This window comes from Variovorax sp. Soil_C_26, assembly GCF_057657075.1.
Map to the genome: position 1 here is coordinate 177630 of NZ_JBDGJC010000002.1, position 21075 is coordinate 198704.

Genomic DNA, 21075 nt, shown 5'->3' on the forward strand with positions numbered 1-21075 from the left:
TTTCCGGGCGCGCCAGCGGAGTCCTTCCAACGTGCTCTCTGCGCTTGCCATCGCCAACTACCGGTCGCTGCGCGCGCTCACGGTGCCGCTCGCGCAGCTCACCGTGGTCACGGGGCCGAACGGCAGCGGCAAGTCGAGCGTCTACCGCGCGATGCGCCTGCTGGCCGAGATCGCCAGCGGCGGCGTGATCCGCTCGCTGGTGCGCGAGGGCGGGCTCTCTTCCACGCTGTGGGCCGGGCCCGAGCGCTTCTCGGCCGCCATGCTGCGCGGGGAGCATCCGGTGCAGGGCACCGTGCGCAGCGAGCCGGTCAATCTGCGCCTGGGCTTCGCGGGCGCGGCCAGTGACGATTTCGGCTACGCGATCGACATCGGCCTGCCGATTCCGCGCGACGGCAGCCGCTTCAACCGCGACCCGCAGATCAAGCACGAGGCGATCTGGAGCGGCCCGCTGCTGCGTGCGTCGACGCAGCTCGTCGACCGCAAGGGCGCCTCGCTGAGGCTGCGCGCCGAGCGCGGCGGCGGCTGGACGCCCGTGGGTCGGCCGGTCGCGCACTTCGCGAGCATGATGACGGAGTTCGCCGATCCGCAGGCCGCGCCTGAGATGCTGACGCTGCGTGAGCAGATGCGCTCCTGGCGCTTCTACGACCATTTCCGCTCCGATGCCGGCGCGCCCGCGCGCCAGCCCCAGCTCGGCACCTACACGCCCGTGCTTGCCGACGATGGCGCCGACCTGGCCGCCGCGCTGCAGACCATCCGCGAGATCGGGGACGGCGAGGCGCTCGACCGCGCGGTGGACGATGCCTTTCCGGGCGCGCGCCTCGAGGTGCGCACCGTCGAGGACCGCTTTGAGACGTTGATGCACCAGCACGGCCTGCTGCGCCCGCTGACGGCCGCCGAGCTCTCCGACGGCACGCTGCGCTACCTGCTGTGGATCGCCGCGCTGCTCACGCCCCGCCCGCCGGCGCTGCTGGTGCTCAACGAGCCCGAGACCAGCCTGCATCCCGACCTGCTGCCTGCACTCGGCCGGCTGGTCGCGCACGCCGCGCGCGCGTCGCAGGTCATCGTGGTGTCGCACGCCGCGCGCCTCATCGCCGCGCTCGAGGATGCGGCGCAGGACGGCACCCCCGTACAGCCGGTGGTGCTCGAGAAGCGGCTGGGCGAGACCCGCATTGCCAACCTCGACATGAGCGAGATCCCGCGCTGGGCGTGGCCGGCGCGCTGACCGGGGCGGGCCGCTGCCTACAATTCCCCGATGGATATCAGCTCGATCGAGTTTCGCGGCCAGCCGGCCCTTCGCGCCGCGGGTGCCGACGGCAGCCTGCTGACGGTGTCGCTGCACGGGGCGCAGGCGCTCTCGTGGGTCACGGCCGATGGGGTGGAGCGCCTCTACCTGAGCCCGCGCGCGGTGTTCGACGGCAAGTCTGCCATCCGCGGCGGCGTGCCCATCTGCTGCCCGCAGTTCAACCAGCGCGGCACGCTGCCCAAGCACGGCTTCATGCGGAACCTGCCCTGGGAAGACCGCGGCATCGACGCAACGTCGGGCGACTGGGTGCTGCGCCTCCGCGACAGCGACGCCACCCGCAGCCTCTGGCCCCATCCTTTCGAGGCGCGCCTTCATCTGGCCATGGCGCCGGGGCGGCTGCGCATCGCGCTCGTGCTGCTCAACACGGGCTCTGCGCCGCTGAGCTTTGCCGCGGCGCTGCACACCTATCTGTGCGTCGACGACATCGCCGAAGTGCGCCTGGAGGGTCTGCAGGGTGCGAACCGCTGGGATTCGGTGCGCGACGATCGCCACGTGGAGACGGCGCCGGCGCTGCGCTTCGATGCCGAGTTCGACAGCGTCTACGCCGCGCCCGCGCAACCGCTCCAGCTCGTGCAGCCCGGCGGCACGCTCGAGATCTCCCAGAGCGCGAGCTGCAGCGAAACCGTGGTCTGGAACCCGGGCGCCGCGCTCAGTGCGAAACTCGCCGACATGCCCGACGACGGCTTTCGCCACATGCTCTGCGTCGAAGCTGCCCGCATCGACGAGCAGGTGCTGCTGATGCCCGGTGCCGAATGGCAGGGCTGGCAGCAACTGCGCGTTCTTTGAAATTTTCCCTCTCACCGACCATGCTCGCCAAACGCATCATTCCCTGTCTCGACGTCACCGGCGGCCGCGTCGTGAAGGGCGTCAACTTCCTCGAACTGCGCGATGCGGGCGATCCGGTGGAGATTGCCGCGCGCTACAACGCGCAGGGCGCCGACGAGCTCACCTTCCTCGACATCACCGCCACCAGCGACGGCCGTGACCTGATCCTGCCGATGATCGAGGCCGTGGCCTCGCAGGTGTTCATTCCGCTCACCGTGGGCGGCGGCGTGCGCACGGTCGAGGACGTGCGGCGGCTGCTCAATGCCGGCGCCGACAAGACCAGCTTCAATTCGGCCGCCATCGCCAATCCGCAGGTGATCGAAGAGGCCTCGCAGAAATACGGCGCCCAGTGCATCGTGGTGGCCATCGACGCCAAGCGCCGCAGCGCCGAGGAGGCCGCCACCCGCGGACCAGGCTGGGACGTGTACAGCCACGGCGGGCGCAAGAACACCGGGCTCGACGCCGTGGCCTGGGCCACCGAGATGGCGCGCCGCGGCGCGGGCGAGATCCTCCTGACCAGCATGGACCGCGACGGCACCAAGAGCGGCTTCGACCTCGCGCTCACGCGCGCCGTGAGCGACGCGGTCGACGTGCCCGTCATCGCCTCGGGCGGCGTCGGCAGCCTGGACGACCTCGCCGACGGCATCCAGACCGGCGGCGCCGATGCGGTGCTCGCCGCGAGCATCTTCCACTACGGCCAGCACACGGTCGGCGAGGCCAAGGCCCGCATGGCCGCCCGGGGCATTCCGGTGCGCACCTGAGGCGTTGCCCGGGGTGGGACAATACGCGCCATGAACTGGCTCGACGAAGTGAAGTGGGACGCGAACGGCCTGGTGCCCGTGATCGCGCAGGAACAGGGCAGCAACGACGTGCTGATGTTCGCGTGGATGAACCGCGAGGCGCTCGAGAAGACCGCCGAACTCGGCCGCGCCGTGTATTTCAGCCGCTCGCGCGGCAAGCTCTGGTTCAAGGGCGAGGAATCGGGCCATGTGCAGACCGTGCACGAGATCCGCATCGACTGCGACAACGACGTGGTGCTGCTCAAGGTGACGCAGCGCGGCCACGAGCCCGGCATCGCCTGCCACACCGGCCGCCACAGCTGCTTCTTCAGCAAGTACGAGAACGGCCGCTGGACGGTCACGGAGCCGGTCTTGAAAGACCCGGAGTCGATCTACAAATGACCGCCACAGTGAACAACAACACCTCGGACGCCCTTGCACGCCTGGCCGCGGTCATCGAGAGCCGCCTGCCCGCGCGCGGCGGCGACCCCGAGAAGAGCTACGTCGCGCGCCTGCTGCACCGCGGCCCCGATGCCTTCCTCAAGAAGATCGGCGAAGAGGCCACCGAGGTCGTGATGGCCGCGAAGGACGCCGACCATGGCGGCGACCGCGCAAAAATAGTGAACGAAGTGGCCGACCTGTGGTTCCACACCATGGTGGCGTTGGCGCACTACGGCGCATCGCCGGCCGAGGTCATCGCGGAGCTCGAGCGCCGCGAAGGCACCAGCGGTATCGAGGAAAAGGCCCTGCGCAAGGCGCAGGCGCGTGAAGCATCCAACGATTGAAAGGACAGGCATGGCCAACGAGATCGTGAACGTGGAACCCGAGGAGTCGCTCAAGACCTGGGGCTGGATCAGCTACATCCTGCACCTGGTCGTGGCCGTCGGCGCCGTGCTGCCGGGCATGCAGGCTTCGGTGGCGCTGCTGCTGGTGGCGCTTTTGATCGATTTCATCAAGCGCGACAACGCAGCCGGCACCTGGCAGGCCTCGCACTTCAGCTGGCGCATCCGCTCGGTGCTCTGGGCCGGCCTGCTGTACATCGTGACCTCGTGGCTCTGGCTGCTGCTGCTCGTGCCGGGCTGGATCGCCTGGAGCCTGATCTCTCTGTGGTTCCTGTACCGGATCGTCAAGGGCATGATCCGCATGAACGACAACCGCGCCATGGAACCCAAAGATGTCATCTGATCCGAACTGCATCTTCTGCAAGATCGTCGAAGGCAAGATCCCGTCGCGCAAGGTCTACGAGGACGAAGAGCTGTTCGCCTTCCACGACATCGCGCCCTGGGCGCCGGTGCATTTCATGGTGGTGCCCAAGCGCCACATCGCGTCCATGGCGCAGCTCACCGAGGACGACGCCGCGCTGATGGGCCGGATCATGACCCTGGCACCCAAGCTGGCGCTCGAGCAGGGCTGCAGGCCGTATCCCGAAGGCGGCTTCCGCGTGGTCGTCAACACCGGGGCCGAGGGCGGGCAGGAAGTGCAGCATCTCCATGTCCATGTCATGGGCGGTCCCCGGCCCTGGCTTCGCGGCTGAGCGATAAGCCAAACTGTCACACTTACCCCGACTAAAATCGGACACATTCTTAGGAGTCTTCCATGGGTTCTTTTTCCATCTGGCACTGGCTGATCGTGCTGCTCGTCGTGGTCATGATCTTCGGCACCAAGAAGCTGCGGAACATGGGTTCGGACCTTGGCGGTGCCGTCAAGGGCTTCAAGGACGGCATGAAGGACGGCGGCTCGACCGACGCCTCCGCGGCCGCACCCGCCCCGACCGCGCAAGTGACCGGCCAGCCCCCGGCCAACAGCGACAAGTCGGCCATCGACGTCGAAGCACGTCAGAAGTCCTGAGCGCCGTCCGCAAGTGCTCGACCTCGGCATTGAGAAGCTGGCGCTGGTCGGCGTCGTGGCGCTGATCGTCATCGGACCCGAAAAGCTGCCGCGGGTGGCCCGCACCGTCGGCATGCTGCTCGGCAAGGCGCAGCGCTACGTGAACGACGTCAAGGCCGAGGTCAATCGGTCGATGGAGCTCGACGAGCTCCGCAAGATGAAAACCACGGTCGAGGACGCGGCGCGCGACGTGGAGCACAGCATCCACACGGGCGCGAGCGATCTCGAGAAACAGCTGTCGGGCTCTTCGGGCGAAACGCTCTCGGCGCTGGCCGAGCCCGAGCTGTCGGTGCCCGAATACAGGCACCCGCGCAAGAACTGGCGGCTGAAGCAGGGCGCCACGCCGCAGTGGTATAAGGCCCGCAATGGCATGCGCACCAAGGCGCTGTCCGGGGCGGCGCGCGTGGCGCGCTACCGTCCCCGCAAGATCAACTAGCGAATCCGCAGCGTTCCTCGTGCGCCGAACGCCGGCCGGAGCCACGTTTTCCCCGCTCTTTCTTCCTCCCCCATGGCCGATTCCGACAACAAGAACAAAGACGCAGAAGACGAGCTGGCGGGCACCGAACAGCCGTTCGTGCAGCACCTGGTCGAGCTGCGCGACCGGCTGCTTTACTGCGTCTACGGCCTGGCGATCGCGGGCGCGCTGCTCGCCATCTGGCCGGGCCCAGGCGGGCTGATCGACCTGATCGCCATGCCCATCCGCGCGCACATGCCGCCGGATGCCAAGCTCATCGCGATCGGCGTGTTCTCGCCCTTCTTCGTGCCGCTCAAGGTGCTGATGATGACGGCGGTGCTGCTCACGCTGCCCTGGCTCATGTACCAGGCCTGGATGTTCATCGCGCCGGGGCTCTATAGCCACGAAAAGCGCTTCGCGCTGCCGCTGATCTTCTTCGGCAGCCTGCTGGCCTATGGAGGCATCGCGTTCGTGCAGTTCTTCGTGCTCGACAAGATGTTCGGCTTCATCCAGAACTTCACCCCCGACGCGGTGGCGGCCACGCCCGACATCTCTTCGTACGTGGAGGCCATCCTCTCGCTCTACATCGCCTTCGGCGTGGCCTTCCAGGTGCCGATCGTGGTGATGCTGCTGGTGCGCTTCAACATGGTCACGATCGAGAAGCTGCGCTCGTTCCGTGGCTACTTCATCGTCATGGCTTTCGTGATTGCCGCGGTGCTCACGCCGCCCGACGTGATCTCGCAGCTCGCGCTGGCGGTGCCGATGTGCCTGCTGTACGAGGTGGGCATCATCGGTGCGCGCTATTTCGCACAGGGCACCAAGAAGCCCGACGAGGAAAGCGTCGACTCCTCGGTTTGACCGGCGCCCTGCGGGCCGGTCTTTTCAGTGCGTCACTCTGGCTGGTTCGGCATCTGCCGGATCGGCGTTCTCGGGCGCAGGCCTGGCGTCACGTCGAGTTCCATCTTGTCGCTACCGCGTTGCAGCGCGAAGCGTGCCGAAGTGCCGGGCTTGAGCCCGGCCACTGCGGTCAGCAGGGACTGCACGCTGTCGGTGCGCTTTTCGCCCACCGAGGTGATCACGTCGCCCGGGCGGATGCCGGCCTTCGCTGCGGGGCCGTTCTGCAGCACGCCGGTGATGATCACGCCCGAGTCGGCCTTGACGCCGAAGGTTTCAGCCAGTTCGGGCGAGAGTTCGTTGGGCTCGACGCCGATCCATCCGCGGCGCACCTGGCCGTCCTTCACGATGCCTTCGAGGACGATCTTCGCCATCGACACCGGAATCGCGAAGCCGATGCCCATGCTGCCGCCCGATCGCGAATAGATGGCCGTGTTGACGCCCTGGAGGTTGCCGTTCACGTCGATCAGCGCACCGCCCGAATTGCCGGGGTTGATGGCCGCATCGGTCTGGATGAAGTTCTCGAAGTTGTTGATGCCGAGCTGGTTGCGCCCGAGCGCCGAGACGATGCCGCTGGTGACGGTCTGGCCCACACCGAACGGGTTGCCGATGGCGAGCACCTGGTCGCCTACCTGGAGTTCGTCGGAGTTGCCCAGCACGATCGCGGGCAGCTTGTCGAGTTCGATCTTGAGTACCGCGAGGTCGGTGTCCGGGTCGGTGCCGATGACCTTGCCGCGCGTGTGGCGGCTATCGTTGAGCGTGATCTCGATCTCGTCGGCGCCTTCGACCACATGGTTGTTGGTCAGGATGTAGCCGTCGGAGCTCACGATCACGCCGCTGCCCAGGCCGACCTGGGGCTGGTCCGCCTGGTCGCCGAAGAAGAAACGGAACCAGGGATCGTTGCTGCGGGGATGGCGCGGCGCGGCCTTGCTGGTGTTGATGCTCACCACGGCCGGCGAGGCCTTCTTGGCCGCCGCGCTGAGGCTGCCCGGCGCCGGCGCGGACGGGGCGCCGCCCGGCGCCTCGACGATCGACACCACGCCGCCCAGTGACGTCGTGCGCCGGTTGATCCACTCGGGCTTGAGCGTCGCGACGACGAAGTAGGCCGCGAGCAGGACGGTCACGGCTTGGGCAAAGAGCAGCCAGGTGCGTTTCATGAAAACTTGGAAGAGAAAGACAGACGGTGAATGCGCGCGCCACCCACTGGCGGCGCAAGGGTCGATTCTCCCTCAACGTCAACCCAGCTAGAAAACTGCGCAATGCCGGCCGGAATGCGACTTTTGCCGCGTGGGTCTTGATCCCTGCGGAATTGCACGGCGTATGCTCCCCAAGGCGAATCCTCAGCGAAGTGAAAATCGCGTCAAAACGCAACATTGTTTCCAAACTGCTGGTTAAGCCACCTATTTACATGAAACGCCATTTGCTTCTCGCGGCCGCTTCCCTCGCCCTGCTCGACCTCGCCGCCTGCAACACGCCATCGTCCTCCAACGCGCCGGCCCAGCCGGCAGCCGCGTCGGCGAACCCGGGCGCAGGCCGCGACGCCCAAGGTTGCATCCCCTCCGCCGGTTACGCCTGGTGCGCCAGCACGAACCGGTGCGAACGACCGTGGGAACTGGCGAGAAAGAACGGCCTGCCCAACACCATGCAGGCGTTCGAGGCGTTCGAGGCGTTCTGCCGCGGGTCTGCGAGCGGCAGGTAGTTCGCTCGGCCTCCGATCGCCGGGCGATGCGCAGGCGCGGCGAGGGCGCGACAATGTCGCGATGAGCACCACACGCAACGAACTGCTGCACGCCTTCGATCTGCTGCTCGCGCCCTCGCGCTTCAAGGACTACGGACCCAACGGCCTGCAGGTCGAGGGCCGCACCGTGGTGCGCAAGATCGTCTCGGGCGTGACCGCGAGCCGCGCGCTCATCGAAGCCGCCATTCGGGCCGAGGCCGACGCCATCTTCGTGCACCACGGTCTGTTCTGGCGCGGCCAGGACGGCCGCGTGACCGGCTGGATGAAGCAGCGCCTGAGCCTGCTGCTGGGCGACGACGTCAACCTGTTCGCCTACCACCTGCCGCTCGATGCGCATCCGGAGCTCGGCAACAACGCGCAGCTCGGCCTGCAGCTCGGGCTGCTGGCCCATCCCGGGTCGGCAGGGCGCTTCGGCGAGCAGGAGCTCGGCTTCCTCGGCGCGCCCGAGAACGGGGAGCCCTTCGCGAGCGGCAAGGCGCTCGCGGCACATGCCGAGAAGGTGCTGGGGCGGCCCGTCACGCTGGTGGACACGGCCCAGCGCCCGATCCGGAACGTCGCCTGGTGCACGGGTGGCGCCCAGGGATATTTCGAGGCCGCCATCGCTGCCGGCGCGGACGCGTTCATCACGGGGGAAATCTCCGAGCCGCAGGCCCACTATGCGCGCGAGATGGGGGTAGCCTTCCTGGCCTGCGGCCACCATGCGACCGAGCGCTTCGGTGCGCCCGCGGTGGCGGGGCACGTGGCGGCGCAGCTCGGGCTCAAGCACGAGTTCATCGACATCGACAACCCCGCATGAGCGATCTGGCCACGCACGCACCGATCGCGATCACGCTCGGCGATCCGGCGGGCATCGGGCCCGAGATCATCGTCAAGGCGTTTCAGGCTGCGCCCGAGACCACGCGCGGCGCGTTCGTGGCCGGCGACGTCGCCACCGTGCGCAGCGCCGCACAGGCGCTTGCGCGGCCAGGCCTGCCGGCGTGGCCGGTGGCGCAGATCGAGCGCATCGCCGAGGCTGCCGCCGTGCCGCCCGGCTGCATCCCGGTGCTGCAGGTGGTGGCGCCGCCTGCGCAGCCGATCGTGCTCGGCCGCATCAGTGCCGAGGCCGGCCGCATTGCGGGCGAGTGCGTCGTCTGGGCCGCGCGCGCGGCGCTGCGCGCGGAGGTCGCCGCAATCGTCACGGCGCCGCTCCACAAGGAAGCCCTGGCGGCGGCCGGCCTTCCGTACCCGGGCCACACCGAACTGCTGCAGGCCGAGGCGGCGGCGCATGCGGGGCTCGCGGTCGAGGGCATGCCGGTGCGCATGATGCTCGCCAACGACGAACTGCGCACCGTGCTGGTGAGCATCCACGTGTCGCTGCGCGATGCCATCACGGCCGTGAGCTTCGGCGGCGTCCTCGAGACGCTGCGCATCACGCACCGCGCGCTGCAGCGCATCCTCGGGCGGGCGCCGCGCATCGGCGTGGCCGGTCTCAATCCGCATGCGGGAGAGGGCGGGCTGTTCGGTTCTGAAGAGCGCGATGTGATCGCGCCCGCCATTGCCGCCGCGCGCGCCGAAGGCATCGATGCCGACGGCCCGCACGCGCCCGATACCGTCTTCATGCGCGCGCGCGCCAAGGGCGGCGTGCCCGACAGCGGCGAGTTCGACGTGGTGGTGGCGATGTACCACGACCAGGGGTTGATCCCGGTCAAGTACCTCGGCGTGGAGAAAGGCGTGAACGTGACGCTCGGCCTGCCGCTGGTGCGCACCAGCCCCGACCACGGCACCGCCTTCGACATTGCCGGCACGGGGCGGGCCGATGCGTCGAGCCTCGTCGAGGCCCTGCGCATGGCGCGCCGGCTGGCCGCAGCGCGTTGATTGCGCCGCTCAGGGCCGCTTGAGGCTGTCGCGAATCTCGCGCAGCAGCGCGATGTCTTCGGGCGGGGCGACCGGTGCCGCTGGCGTCTCGGCCTGTTTTTTGCGCAGCTTGTTGATCTGCTTGACCATCATGAAGATGATGAATGCGAGGATCAGGAAGTTGACCGCGATGGTGATGAAGTTGCCATAGGCCAGCACCGGAACGCCTGCCTTCTTGAGGTCCGCGAGGTTGTTTGCCACGCCGGCCGGCGCCGTGCCCAGCACCACGAAGAGGTTCGAGAAATCGAGCTTGCCGAACACCAGCCCGACGAGCGGCATGATGATGTCGTTCACCAGCGAGTCGACGATCTTCCCGAACGCCGCGCCGATGATCACGCCCACGGCGAGATCCACTACGTTGCCCTTGACGGCAAACTCCTTGAACTCACTGACGATGCTCATGATGTCGTTACCCTCTGCGTTCTTTGGTGTGGAATGGGCCGCCAGTATGCCGTCACGCGTTCGGGATTCGCCAATCAGAGGCTTCCGGGCAGCGCCCGAGTGTAGTTCGAAAGCGTTGCATGCCAATGGCGTCCGGTTGTTTTGCCACAGGCGGCGTCGCCGGCATCAATAATAAGAAGAATATCTTCCTCAATTCGATGAATAATTTCTGGTTAGTTGTCACGGCATTCGGTGACAGTGGTTTTCTGCTGCCCGCGGCATTCTGGATTGCAATCTGGCTCGCGAGCAATCCGGAGACGCGACGTGCAGCGGTGCATTGGGTATTCCTATTCGGCGGCTGCGGATTGCTGGTGATGATCTCGAAACTGGCTTTCCTGGGCTGGGGAATTGGCAGTGCCCGTTTCGATTTCACCGGATTCAGCGGGCACACCGCGTTGGCAACGGGGCTCTGGCCGGTCATCTTCTGGCTCGCGGCCCAGCGCGCTTCGCCTGCCGTGCGCTTCGCTGCCGTGGCAGCCGGGTGCGGCTGGGCGGTCGTGGTGGGCACCTCGCGGTTGGCCCTCGAGGCGCATTCCACGACGGAAGTCGTAACCGGAACGTTCCTCGGTCTGATGGCGAGCATCGGCTTTCTCTGGTTGCATGGTGCGCGGCGGATTCCGTCGCCGGCGCCGCGCTGGCTGGCCGCCGGCCTGGTCGTGCCGCTCGTGTTCTTTCTCGTGGGGCGCCCTGCACCGACACAGGGCGCACTGGAAGCGCTGGCCAAGTGGATGGCGGGCATCGAACGCCCGTACACGCGCCTCGATCTGCGGCAGCTGCGCGAGCCTCCGCGCAAGCGGGCGTAGCAAAAAACCTCTGCTTACAAAAGAGCAAACCTTTTCAACGCATTGCCGGGGCCTCTGGTTCGTGGCACGGATGCCACAAAGGGCAATGTCAAGCCGGTAATTGATAGTTCACATTTACGGGTGAGCGGTCGGCTCGTCGGGCAGGGGATTCCAGCCCCTTCTCCCAATGGAAGAGGGGCCTCTTTTATTGAGGTGCTAGATAACCACAGGCCGGATCAGGGTATTCCGCAGATGGAAACAAGTTTTTCATCTATTCAACGGAAAACCACTGTTGAGCGGACAGCGACAATTCGACGCGGCCTGCCTGCCGATGCAGCGCAGGCTTGCTTTGACGAACCGCGGACATAAAGACAAGGCGTAATTGCCGGTTTGGCTCGGGCCTTGCATGGGCATCGCGGTTGTTAAAACCAATTAGTGCAATGGGGATCAATTTGACACGCTTCGTGTACCCGAAGGGGTGGGGTTTTGCCCTAATGGGCGCGTTATTGCTGCAGGGCTGTGCACCGGGGTTCGGGTCGTTGGGCGCCTACGAGGCCGACCAGAGCCTGCCTCCCGAATTCCAGTACCTGCCGGCCGACGGTGCGCCGGACGGGGTGATCACGTCCATTTCGCCTGCGCTCATCCGCACGATGGCCGAGGCGGAGCCGACTTCCGTTGCGCCGGACGTGAAGGCACTGTTCGGGGAAGCTCCGGCGTACACCATCGGACCCGGCGACGTGGTCGGGGTGATCGTCTACGACCACCCGGAACTGCTGCCGAACGCGGGTGCAGTGATCACGCAGCAGGCCGACCCCACGGGCATCAGCGTGGCCCCCGGCTTCATCGTTGGCGCCACGGGCCAGATCAGCTTTCCGTACATCGGCCGCGTAAAGCTCGAGGGGCTCACCGAGATCGAAGCCTCCGACCTCATCGCTAGCCGGATCTCCGAGTACATCAAGTCGCCGCAGGTGACGGTGCGGATCCAGTCGTTCCGAAGCCGCCGCGCATTCGTGGAAGGCGAGGTGCGCAACCCCGGGCTGCAGATCTTCACCGACGTGCCGATGACGCTGGCCGAAGCCCTGAGCCGGGCCGGCGGCGTCACCGCGAATGGCGACCGGTCGTTCGTGACGCTCACGCGCGGCGACAGGACCACGCAGATCGACCTGGAGCGCCTGCAGGCGCGCGGTGCCGATGCCAGCAGGATCCCGCTGCGCAACGGTGACGTGGTGCAGGTGCGCAACCGCGACGAGAGCAAGGTGTTCGTGATGGGCGAGATCGCGCGGCCCTCGGCGCTGCGCATGTACAACGGGCGGCTCAGCCTCAACGAAGCGCTCGGCGAAGCCGGCGGTCCGAACCTGGCGTCCGCCAACACGGGCCAGATCTACGTCATCCGAAACAACGCGCGCGGCCTGCCGGCGATCTTCCATCTGAATGCACGCAACCCTGCGGCGTTGGCGCTCGCCGAGCGCTTCCCGCTGCAGCCCAAGGACGTGGTCTACATCGATTCCGTGCCGCTCGTGACCTGGAACCGCCTTGCAAGCCTGATCTTGCCGGCCGCGCAGGTCATCAACGCGGGCGACGAAGTCTGGAGCCGCCACCGATGAAATCCGTACTGACGGTCTGCATCGGCAACATCTGCCGCAGCCCCATGGCCGAAGGCCTGCTGGCGGCAGGACTGCCGCACCTGCGTGTCATGTCCGCGGGCACCGGCGCGCTCGTCGGGCGCGCCGCCGATCCGATGGCGCAGCAGCTCATGCAGGCGCGCGGCATCGACATCTCGGGCCACGTGGCGCAGCAGGCGAACCAGCTGCTGTGCCGGCAGGCCGACCTGATCCTCGTGATGGACATGGACCAGCGCCGCCACCTCGAGACGACCTACCCGTTCGTGCGCGGCAAGGTGTTCCGCATCGCCGAGGCCGCCAAGCAGGACGTCCCCGACCCCTACCGGCAGGACGAGGCGGCGTTCGCGCACGCGCTCTCGCTCATTGACGTGGGGGCCAGGACCTGGATCGACCGCATTCTGAAAATTACAACACCCGAGCAGCAACCGACATGAATGCAGCACCGCAGCAAGCCGCCCTGCCGATGCCACCGCTGGAAGAGGAGAGCGAAGGCATCAACCTGGTCGAGTACCTGGACATCCTGATCGACAACCGCTGGCTCATTGCCGGCGTCGTTGCGGTCGCGCTGTGCCTCGGTGCCGCCTATGCGCTCTTCGGCAAGCCTGTGTACGAGGCCAACCTCGCCGTGCAGGTGGAAGACTCGGGCAATTCCGCCGGTAGTTTCCTCGGCGATGCCGCCTCGTCGCTGCTGAGCGTCAAGACCCCGGCCGCCGGCGAGATCGAGATCATCCGTTCGCGCGCGATCCTCGGCCAGGCGGTGGAGAACACCAAGCTCTACATCAGCGCTCGGCCGCGCTATGCGCCGGTCGTGGGCAGCTGGCTTTCGCGGCGCGCGAGCGAGCTCTCGGACCCCGGCTTCATGGGGCTTTCGGGCTACGTGAGCGGCACCGAGCAGATCGTGGTTCCGCAGTTCGACGTGCCGGCGAGCCTGGAGGAGAAGCCCTTCCGGCTGACCGTGAAGGCGAACAACCAGTACGAACTGAGCCATCCCGACATGGCCGCGCCGCTTGCGGGTGCGATCGGCACGCCGCTTCTGGCCGAACTCGGCGGCGCACGGCTCCGGCTGCTGGTGAGCACTGTGAACGCGAAGCCGGGTGCGCAGTTCGAGCTGGTGAGGTTCTCGAAGCAGAAGACGCTGCTGGCGCTGCAGGACAGCCTCAAGGTGGCCGAGAAGGGCAAGCAGTCGGGCGTGCTCGACGTCAGCTGGAAGAACCCCGATCCCGAGCGGCTCACGCAGGTTCTCAACGAGGTCGGCCGGCTCTACGTTCGCCAGAACATCGAGCGCAAGGCGGCCGAGGCCGAGAAGACGCTGGGTTTCCTCGACACCGCGTTGCCCCAGTTCAAGAAGCAGCTCGAGCAATCCGAAGATCTCTACAACCGCTACCGCAACGAGAATGGCACCGTGAGCCTCGACGACGAGGCGAAGAACGCGTTGTCGCAGACCGTCGAGTTGCAGGCCAAGCTGCTCGAGGCGCAGCAGAAGCGGCGCGAACTCTCGGCGCGCTTCACCGACAAGCACCCGACGCTGCAGACGCTGGACAACCAGATCGCCGCGTGGAAGGGCGAGATCGCAGGTGTCGACGTCCGTATCCGCAAGATGCCGCTGCTGCAGCAAAACACCGTGCAGATGCAGCGCGACATCAAGGTCAACACCGATCTCTACGTATCGCTGCTCAACAGCTCGCTGCAGATGCGCCTCGCCAAGGAAGGCAAGGTCGGCAATGTGCGGCTTCTGGACGAAGCCATCGTTCCCGAGGAGCCCGTCTGGCCCAAGCGCTCGCTGATCTTCGCCGTGGCCCTGCTGTTGGGGCTCGGCGCCGGCGTAGCCGCGGCCATTGGGCGCAACGCGCTGTTCGGCGGCATCCGCAACCCAAGCGAGATCGAGTTGCAAACCGGGCTCAGCGTCTACAGCAGCATTCCGCTGAGCGGCGCCCAGCGGCTGATCGACAAGAGCATCGAGAACAGGGCGCCCGGCCTGCACGTGCTGGCGCTGCAGCAACCGGAAGACCCCGCGATCGAAAGCCTGCGCAGCCTGCGCACCGCGCTGCAGTTCACCATGCTCGAAGCTGCCAACAACCGACTGCTCATTTCGGGTGCGACCCCGGGCGTCGGGAAGACCTTCGTGTCGGTCAACTTCGCGGCCATCACCGCGGCCTCGGGCAAGAAGGTGCTGCTCATCGATGCCGACCTGCGCAAGGGCCGGGTGAACCAGTTCTTCTCGATGCCGCGGTCACCGGGCCTGTCCGAATTGATCGCCGGCACCATCACGCAGGACAAGGCGCTTCGCTCATCGGTCCAGCCGAACCTCGACGTGATCACGACCGGTGTGCTGCCGCCCAACCCGGCGGAATTGCTACTGAGCGAATCTTTTTCGCAGATTCTGCAAAAGCTCTCCCCTGATTACGACCTGGTGATCGTCGACACGGCGCCCGTGCTGGTGGCTGCGGACACCGCGTCGGTGGCGCCGCTCGCCGGCTCGCTGCTGCTCGTGGCGCGTGCTGAAAAGACCCAATTGGGCGAATTGAACGAAAGCATCCGCAGGCTGGCCCATGCCGGCTGCGCCGCCAATGGCGTCATATTGAATGCTATGGACTTATCTCGACGGCATGCCGGTAGCAGCAGCTATAAGTACGGCGGTTACCGATACACACACTATAAATACAAAAACAACAGGGATATCACCTAGTCTTAAGCTCCGTTTCTGGGAAAATTTGCCAAGAATGTGAGATTTATCACTGGACGCACTAAATAGGTGCGATGGGTTATTTGCTAATTAAAAAGCACTCGGGCGAATAGCGTATTCATTTGGTATTACTCGTCCAGATCGCTTGCCCGCGCACGGATTTTTGCGCCGCAACCTTCAGGGCTTCCGCGGTCCGGGTCGAAAAGGCTCGGGCGCCGGGCCTTCATATGCCACAGGACCCGCAAGGGGCAAGCACGCGCTTGTAAGACGAAAGGTGCTCTGCAATGAGACTTCTTCAGCTGGAAATTCGTTCGATCCTTGAATGTGAAATAGGAGCATTCCGATGACCAATTTCCGTTCGGAGGAATCGATGGTGCCCCCCGGCGACGAGGCCTTCGGGGGCATTGCGGGCGATGCGGGATGGACGAGGGTGCGTCATTCGCCCATGCTGCGCGCAGGCAAACGGACAGTGGACATTTCCGCGGCACTGTTCTTCTTCTGCGCCTTCGGCTGGCTATTTGCCATTTTGGCGGTCGGCGTGCTGATCACATCGGGCGCGCCGGTACTTTATTCGCAACCCCGCTACGGACGCGGCGGGCGGATCTTCAAGTTCTACAAATTCCGCTCGATGCTGCCGAACTCCGCGCAGATCCTGGAAGAGCATCTGAAGAACGACCCGGTGGCGCGCCAGCAATGGGCCGAATACCAGAAGCTGGAGAACGACCCGCGCATCACCCCGTTCGGCAAATTCATCCGCAAGACCAGCCTGGACGAATTGCCGCAGTTCTGGAACGTGCTGGTGGGCGACATGAGCCTTGTCGGCCCGCGCCCCTGCATGCTCGACCAGAAGAGCCTGTACGGCTCGGACTGGTCGTTCTATTGCGCCGTTCGCCCGGGCATCACCGGACTCTGGCAGGTCAGCGGCCGCAATCAGCTGAGCTACAAGGCGCGCGTCGCGCTCGACGTTGCCTACGTCGAGACGCTGTCGGTCAGCCGGGACATCGGCATCTTCATCCGGACCATCTGGGTCGTCGCCGTGGGACATGGCTCGCGCTGAGCGCTTCGCCTGATTGATGATATGAAGAAGATCCTGATCTGCGCTGTGCCCTTCAGCGACAACCTCGGCGACGGCGTGATCGCTGCCTCGCTCGCGCACATCGTCGGCCTCAAATACCCACAGGCGCGGGTGGAATTCCTGGACATTGCCGGTCGGCAGGGATTTGCGGAAGAGAACCTGCGTGGCGGCGGCGCCTTTCGCGTGTTCGCGAAATTGCCGTTGCTGCTGCGGTCGCTGATCGTGTTCCTGTATTGCCTCAAGGGCTACGTTTCCTCATGGCGCAGGAATTGGGAGGCGGCCGTCGACGATGCCGACCTCGTGGTGATTGGCGGCGGCCAGCTTTTCTGCGACGTGGCGCTCAACTTTCCGGCCAAGCTGTTTTTCCTGAGCCGGCTGCTGCGCGGGAAGAGGGTGGTGGTCGCGAGCGTGGGCGTGACCGCCAGATGGACGTTCTGGGGGCAATTCCTGGTCAAGCGCTTCCTCGACAACGCAAGGCCGGTGTTCTACGCCACGCGCGACCAGGAGTCGGCCGACAACCTGCACACGTATTTCAAGGTGCCGCGGCCGCAGATCCGGGTCGTGCCCGATCCGGCATTGATCTGTGCCGACGCGTTCCCCGACGAGCTGTCGCCCGAGAAGACCTGGGACGTCGGCATCTGCGTCAGCAGCCTCGATGCGCTGGTGATGAATTCGGAATACGGCAGCGCCAATTCGACGCCGTCGGCTCGGTTCTTCTCGAGCCTGGCCGACACATTGCGCGCGCAGGGGCTGCGGGTGCTCTATTTCACCAACGGCGCGGCCGAGGACAACCGGGTGCTGGACGAAATCGTCTTGGCAGCCGGCGAGGCGAAACCAGCCTTCGTGGTGCCTCGCCATCCCGACGAACTGGTGTCGCTGATCAGCGCGTGCGCCTGCATCGTGGCCCATCGGCTGCACGCCAACATCGTGGCCTATGGCCTGCACATTCCTTCGGTCGGAATGAACTGGGACAAGAAGGTCGCGTCGTTCTTCGAACTGACGGGACGCGAGCGTCACCTCTTCGACCTGTCGCCCGAGGTGGAAAAGCTCGGGTCCTCGGTGCGGGACCTGCTGGGTGAGCGGAACCCGGCCCGGCAACGCCTCGATGCGCTCCGAAGCCAGGTCGTGGCCGGCATCCATGCACTGATCTGAATGGATGGGCCGACATGAAGATATTGCACGTCGCGGAGACGCTCAAGGGCGGCCTCGAAACCTACCTGCGGATGGTGTCGGGCTTCCAGCAGAATTCGCCCGCGATCTCCCAGGCCAAGTTCGTGCTGCCAGCGCCGGTCGACTGGCTGAGCCCGAAAGATACGCACGTCGTGCCGGCGGCGCGCAGTCCGCTGGTGCTTGCCGGCTATGCGGCCGAGATCCGCAGGATCATCCGCACGGAACGCCCGACGGTGCTGCATCTCCACAGCTCGATCGCAGGGGGCGTCGTGCGCGCCATGGCGCTCGTCGGCCAGGTGCCGGCCGAGACCCGCATCGTCTACTGCTCGCATGGCTGGGCCTTCGACCAGATCGGGCCGTCGTACAAGAAGGCGATCTACCGCTGGATCGAATGGCTGCTCTCGCACCGGAGCGACGCGATCATCTGCATCAGCGACCATGAACTGCGGCTGGCCGAAAAATTCGGCATCAAGCGCTGCACCTGCATTCCGAACGGCATCGCCGCCTCGCCGGCACCGGCTGCCATCGAGGCCGCGCCCCGCCAGGTTCCGTCCGAAAGGAAGATCCTGTTCGTCGGGCGGCTCGACCAGCAGAAGGGCGTCGACGCGCTGCTCGATGCCTACGTCCGTGTGCGGCCGAACTTCAAGCTGGTCGTGGTCGGCGAAGCGGTCCGCAACGACCTTCCGCTTGCCAAGCCCAACGAGGTCGAGTTCAAGGGCTGGCTCGAAAAGGAAGCGCTCGACGAGGCCTACCGTTCGTGCGAGGCGATCATCGTTCCCTCGCGCTGGGAGGGCTTCGGCCTGGTGGCCGTCGAGGCGATGGCGCGCGGCAAGCCGGTGTTTGCTTCGGCCGTGGGCGGGCTGGTCGACATCGTCGAGGACCATCGCAGCGGACGGCTGTTCGCGCTCGAGCGCATCGACGACATGCTGCGCGAGATCGACCGCCTTGCCTCGGACGATCTGGCGCGCATGGGCCGTGCCGGCCGCGCGCTGTTCGAGCAGAAATACACCGCCGACCGCATGAATGCCGCAATCGTCGACCTCTACAAGGAGTCGGTGCTTTGAAGAAGATACTTGCTTTCCTGCTGGCAACGGCGGCACTGGCCGGCCTCGGCAGCGGGGCCCAGGCGCGCGGCATCGCCGAACTGGCATCGGCATACCCCGTGGCGCTGAGCGTGCAGATCGATCCCGCGGACATCTCGGACGACGACCTGCGGGAGATCAAGGCTTCGGGCTTCGAGTTCGTGCGCTTCGGCGCGCGGCCGCCGCTCAAGAGCGTGAACCCGGCGTCGATCGACTATTCGAGCCTGATCCGCCGCGTCAAGAACGCGCGGCTCGAAGCGATCGTCACGCTGTTCGGCGGGCGCGAAATCTGGGGCCAGCGGCCGGCGGACCTGCGCGGCGGCCAGCGCGAGAAGCTGTTCGCGGAGTTCGCGCGCGGCTTCATGGAGGCGCATGCGGATGACGTGGCTGTGTGGGAACTCTGGAACGAGCCCGACCACAAGACTTTTCTCAATCCGTCGCTGCATGCGGACTTCGGCGTCGCGACCGCGGCCTTCTGCAGCAGCATCTCGCAGCTGAAGACGCCGCCGAAGATCGTCATGGGCTTCGGCTTCGCCAAGCTGCCGTTCCACGCTGGCCAGGTGCCGGCGCCGATCGAGAATGCCTTCGTCTCGGCCGCCAAGTCGAACTGCCTGACGGACATCTCGATCCATCCGTACCGCTCGGTGCCCGAAACGGCCATCGCCGACTACGCCAGGCTGCGCGCCGAGCTCGACCAGCGGCAGTTGAACAAGGTGGGCATCGTGGCCTCGGAATGGGGCTATGCCTCGTACCTGCCGGTGCGCGACCGCAACGGCCAGGCCTCGCTGATCTTCCGCGAATACCTCACCAACGTGGCGGCCGGCATCAAGCTGCTGAACCTCTATGCCTGGAAGGACCGCGGCACCTCGGTCGTCGCGCGGGAAGACAACTTCGGGCTCAAGTCGAAGAGCGGCGAGAAGAAGGAGGCGTTCGGGAGCCTCACCGAGTTCCTGCGGATCGTGCGCGACGCGAGGAAGGTCTCCTACGAGGAGGCCGGAGGCGTGCACAAGCTGGTGCTGAGCCGTGGAAGCGCGCTGCTGCACGTGGTGTGGACCGAGCGCGGCGAACAGAACGTGGTCGTGCCGGCCGAGAAGGGCAGGAAATGCACGCGCGTCGAGTTCTTCCCGCAGGTGCGCCGCGGCGGCTGCGGTGCGCCGGACGAGGGCGGCTTCGCAGCCAGGGCCAGCGCCCAGCCGGTCCTGCTGTCGTTCTCGGAATGAACATCGCGGGCATTCGAAAGCGCCTGGGCCCGGTCTACGCGATTGCCGATCAGTGCATCTACAGCGCGAGCCAGCTGCTGCTGAGCTTCGCGCTCGCGCGCGCCCTGTCGCCCGCCGACTTCGGCATCGCCTCGGCTTTTCTCGCGATCGTCAGCTTCCAGTACATCCTGCACACGGCCGTGGTGCACGAGCCGATCCTGATCAAGCGCTACTACGCGAGCCGGTCGGCGGCATGGTGGAGCTGGGCGCTCGTGCTGGGCGTCTCGGTGGCGGGCTTCCTCGCGTGGCAGTTCGCGAGTTTTCCCGGTCCGCTGGCCTGGGCCGGCATCGCGCTGATCGTGGGCTACGAGCTGTTCTGGACCGCGCGCAGCATGCTGCTCGTGGGACGGCGCTTTCTCGCGCTCTGCGCGTCGGGCCTCCTGGTGTGCGTCGGCTACGTGGCGGTGCTGATCGGGCTGAAGCCCACTACCTGGGCCGAGGCGCTGCTGTGGATCGCGATCGTCCAGTTGCCGTTCGCCCTGCTGATCGCCGGCAACCTCGGGCGCGTGATCGCGCCGCTGCCGGCGCCTGCCGATGCACAGGCCCTGACCATCGGCGAGGCCGCCAGCTATGGCTGGAAGGCCGGCCTCTCGCAGTGGATGAGCTGGATCATGACGGGCGGCGCAATCCTGCTGCTCGGCTCCTCGGCGGATGCCGCGCAGGGCGGGCTGCTGAAGATCTACATCACTTTCCTGCTGCCGATGCAGTACGTGCTGCTGGCGCTGGGTTACTACATCCTGCCGCGGCTCGCGGCCGGCTGGAAGACGGAGGCGCGCAAGGAGGCGCACCGCCTCTTCGTCAAGTTCGTGCTGTTCGGCTTTCTCGTGGCGGCCGTCGGCGGCGTCGTGCTCGGCCTGCTCGGGCCGCACCTGGTGGTGCTGGCCTTCGGGCGCAACTACGCCGGCATGGATTTCTCGCCGTTCTTCTATGCCCCGGCCGTGTTCGGCCTCACGATGTGCCTGCGCACCGGGTTCAGGGCGGCCGGACGGCCCGGCGCGCTGCTGTGGTGCTCGATCTTCGGTGCGCTGGTTTTCGCGGCGTGCATGTTCGCAGCCGAGCCGCCGATCTCCTACATCCAGACCATCCACGCCATGACCGTCGGCTTTGCCTGCATGGCGGCGGCCATGATCGGCTGGCTGTTCTTCATCATGCGCGCGGGCGCCGCAGCGCCGGCGCGCTGACGCCGTC

Annotated in this window: 24 protein-coding genes; 22 read left to right on the forward strand and 2 right to left on the reverse strand. The window is 66.3% G+C overall.

Translation table 11 applies throughout. The annotated features are described in order from the left end of the window. Positions 1 to 31: 31 nt before the first annotated feature. From AC3A6G_RS06255 to tatC, 10 genes are all read left to right on the forward strand, one after another. Positions 32 to 1222 (forward strand): AAA family ATPase, encoded by a 1191-nt coding sequence (locus AC3A6G_RS06255; protein WP_487862156.1) that lies wholly within the window; start codon positions 32 to 34, stop codon positions 1220 to 1222. A gap of 30 nt (positions 1223 to 1252) precedes the next feature. Next, a complete protein-coding gene (locus AC3A6G_RS06260) occupies positions 1253 to 2089 on the forward strand; it encodes a D-hexose-6-phosphate mutarotase (protein ID WP_487862155.1) in 837 nt (278 codons plus the stop codon). Between the two features lie 20 nt (positions 2090 to 2109). After that, positions 2110 to 2889, forward strand: a complete 780-nt coding sequence (gene hisF, locus AC3A6G_RS06265) for an imidazole glycerol phosphate synthase subunit HisF (RefSeq protein ID WP_487862154.1) — start codon at positions 2110 to 2112, stop codon at positions 2887 to 2889. A gap of 21 nt (positions 2890 to 2910) precedes the next feature. Next, positions 2911 to 3309 carry a phosphoribosyl-AMP cyclohydrolase gene (gene hisI, locus AC3A6G_RS06270; protein WP_487862303.1) on the forward strand — a complete coding sequence of 133 codons (399 nt, stop codon included), beginning with the start codon at positions 2911 to 2913 and terminating at the stop codon, positions 3307 to 3309. After that, positions 3306 to 3692, forward strand: a complete 387-nt coding sequence (locus AC3A6G_RS06275) for a phosphoribosyl-ATP diphosphatase (protein WP_487862153.1) — start codon at positions 3306 to 3308, stop codon at positions 3690 to 3692. The genes hisI and AC3A6G_RS06275 overlap by 4 nt, the downstream gene beginning before the upstream one ends. A gap of 10 nt (positions 3693 to 3702) precedes the next feature. Continuing rightward, positions 3703 to 4092, forward strand: coding sequence for a DUF4870 family protein (locus AC3A6G_RS06280; RefSeq protein ID WP_487862152.1), 390 nt, complete (start codon positions 3703 to 3705; stop codon positions 4090 to 4092). Further along, complete coding sequence (locus AC3A6G_RS06285) at positions 4082 to 4441, forward strand: histidine triad nucleotide-binding protein (RefSeq protein ID WP_487862151.1); 360 nt, start codon at positions 4082 to 4084, stop codon at positions 4439 to 4441. Before AC3A6G_RS06280 ends, AC3A6G_RS06285 begins: the two co-directional genes overlap by 11 nt. A 62-nt stretch (positions 4442 to 4503) precedes the next feature. Beyond that, positions 4504 to 4755, forward strand: coding sequence for a Sec-independent protein translocase subunit TatA (tatA, locus tag AC3A6G_RS06290; RefSeq protein WP_487862150.1), 252 nt, complete (start codon positions 4504 to 4506; stop codon positions 4753 to 4755). Positions 4756 to 4768: 13 nt separating this feature from the next. Beyond that, a complete protein-coding gene (tatB, locus tag AC3A6G_RS06295) occupies positions 4769 to 5230 on the forward strand; it encodes a Sec-independent protein translocase protein TatB (RefSeq protein WP_487862149.1) in 462 nt (153 codons plus the stop codon). A 72-nt stretch (positions 5231 to 5302) separates the two neighbouring features. Then, complete coding sequence (gene tatC, locus AC3A6G_RS06300) at positions 5303 to 6106, forward strand: twin-arginine translocase subunit TatC (RefSeq protein ID WP_487862148.1); 804 nt, start codon at positions 5303 to 5305, stop codon at positions 6104 to 6106. A gap of 32 nt (positions 6107 to 6138) precedes the next feature. Here the strand turns inward: tatC and AC3A6G_RS06305 are convergent, their stop codons facing one another. Beyond that, positions 6139 to 7299: a S1C family serine protease gene (locus tag AC3A6G_RS06305; protein ID WP_487862147.1), complete on the reverse strand. Its 1161-nt coding sequence runs from the start codon at positions 7297 to 7299 to the stop codon at positions 6139 to 6141. Between the two features lie 26 nt (positions 7300 to 7325). Here AC3A6G_RS06305 and AC3A6G_RS06310 point away from each other — a divergent pair, with 26 nt between their 5' ends. The 3 genes from AC3A6G_RS06310 (at position 7326) to pdxA (ending at position 9734) form a co-directional block, all read left to right on the forward strand. Next, positions 7326 to 7841 (forward strand): hypothetical protein, encoded by a 516-nt coding sequence (locus AC3A6G_RS06310; RefSeq protein WP_487873339.1) that lies wholly within the window; start codon positions 7326 to 7328, stop codon positions 7839 to 7841. A 61-nt stretch (positions 7842 to 7902) separates the two neighbouring features. Next, positions 7903 to 8676, forward strand: a complete 774-nt coding sequence (locus AC3A6G_RS06315; RefSeq protein ID WP_487862145.1) for a Nif3-like dinuclear metal center hexameric protein — start codon at positions 7903 to 7905, stop codon at positions 8674 to 8676. Continuing rightward, positions 8673 to 9734 carry a 4-hydroxythreonine-4-phosphate dehydrogenase PdxA gene (gene pdxA / locus AC3A6G_RS06320; RefSeq protein WP_487873340.1) on the forward strand — a complete coding sequence of 354 codons (1062 nt, stop codon included), beginning with the start codon at positions 8673 to 8675 and terminating at the stop codon, positions 9732 to 9734. Before AC3A6G_RS06315 ends, pdxA begins: the two co-directional genes overlap by 4 nt. Positions 9735 to 9743: 9 nt before the next feature. Here the strand turns inward: pdxA and mscL are convergent, their stop codons facing one another. After that, positions 9744 to 10175, reverse strand: coding sequence for a large conductance mechanosensitive channel protein MscL (mscL, locus tag AC3A6G_RS06325; RefSeq protein WP_487873341.1), 432 nt, complete (start codon positions 10173 to 10175; stop codon positions 9744 to 9746). A 119-nt stretch (positions 10176 to 10294) separates the two neighbouring features. On the opposite strand from mscL, the gene AC3A6G_RS06330 reads away from it, so the two are divergent. From AC3A6G_RS06330 to AC3A6G_RS06370, 9 genes are all read left to right on the forward strand, one after another. After that, positions 10295 to 11017: a phosphatase PAP2 family protein gene (locus tag AC3A6G_RS06330; protein WP_487873342.1), complete on the forward strand. Its 723-nt coding sequence runs from the start codon at positions 10295 to 10297 to the stop codon at positions 11015 to 11017. Positions 11018 to 11436: 419 nt separating this feature from the next. Next, entirely contained in the window at positions 11437 to 12600 is a 1164-nt protein-coding gene (locus tag AC3A6G_RS06335) for a polysaccharide biosynthesis/export family protein (protein WP_487862141.1), read from the forward strand. Further along, positions 12597 to 13052, forward strand: coding sequence for a low molecular weight protein-tyrosine-phosphatase (locus tag AC3A6G_RS06340; RefSeq protein ID WP_487864272.1), 456 nt, complete (start codon positions 12597 to 12599; stop codon positions 13050 to 13052). Before AC3A6G_RS06335 ends, AC3A6G_RS06340 begins: the two co-directional genes overlap by 4 nt. Continuing rightward, positions 13049 to 15304: a polysaccharide biosynthesis tyrosine autokinase gene (locus AC3A6G_RS06345; RefSeq protein WP_487862139.1), complete on the forward strand. Its 2256-nt coding sequence runs from the start codon at positions 13049 to 13051 to the stop codon at positions 15302 to 15304. Before AC3A6G_RS06340 ends, AC3A6G_RS06345 begins: the two co-directional genes overlap by 4 nt. Positions 15305 to 15644: 340 nt before the next feature. After that, on the forward strand, positions 15645 to 16358 hold the full coding sequence (locus tag AC3A6G_RS06350; protein WP_487862138.1) for a sugar transferase: 714 nt from the start codon (positions 15645 to 15647) through the stop codon (positions 16356 to 16358). A 21-nt stretch (positions 16359 to 16379) separates the two neighbouring features. After that, positions 16380 to 17528: a polysaccharide pyruvyl transferase family protein gene (locus AC3A6G_RS06355; RefSeq protein WP_487862137.1), complete on the forward strand. Its 1149-nt coding sequence runs from the start codon at positions 16380 to 16382 to the stop codon at positions 17526 to 17528. A 14-nt stretch (positions 17529 to 17542) separates the two neighbouring features. Then, on the forward strand, positions 17543 to 18610 hold the full coding sequence (locus AC3A6G_RS06360; protein ID WP_487873343.1) for a glycosyltransferase family 4 protein: 1068 nt from the start codon (positions 17543 to 17545) through the stop codon (positions 18608 to 18610). Beyond that, complete coding sequence (locus AC3A6G_RS06365; protein ID WP_487864269.1) at positions 18607 to 19848, forward strand: hypothetical protein; 1242 nt, start codon at positions 18607 to 18609, stop codon at positions 19846 to 19848. Before AC3A6G_RS06360 ends, AC3A6G_RS06365 begins: the two co-directional genes overlap by 4 nt. Next, the gene (locus AC3A6G_RS06370) at positions 19845 to 21068 is read left to right on the forward strand and encodes a lipopolysaccharide biosynthesis protein (protein ID WP_487873344.1); all 1224 of its coding nucleotides are present in this window, start codon (positions 19845 to 19847) and stop codon (positions 21066 to 21068) included. The genes AC3A6G_RS06365 and AC3A6G_RS06370 overlap by 4 nt, the downstream gene beginning before the upstream one ends. The last annotated feature ends 7 nt before the right edge of the window (positions 21069 to 21075 follow it).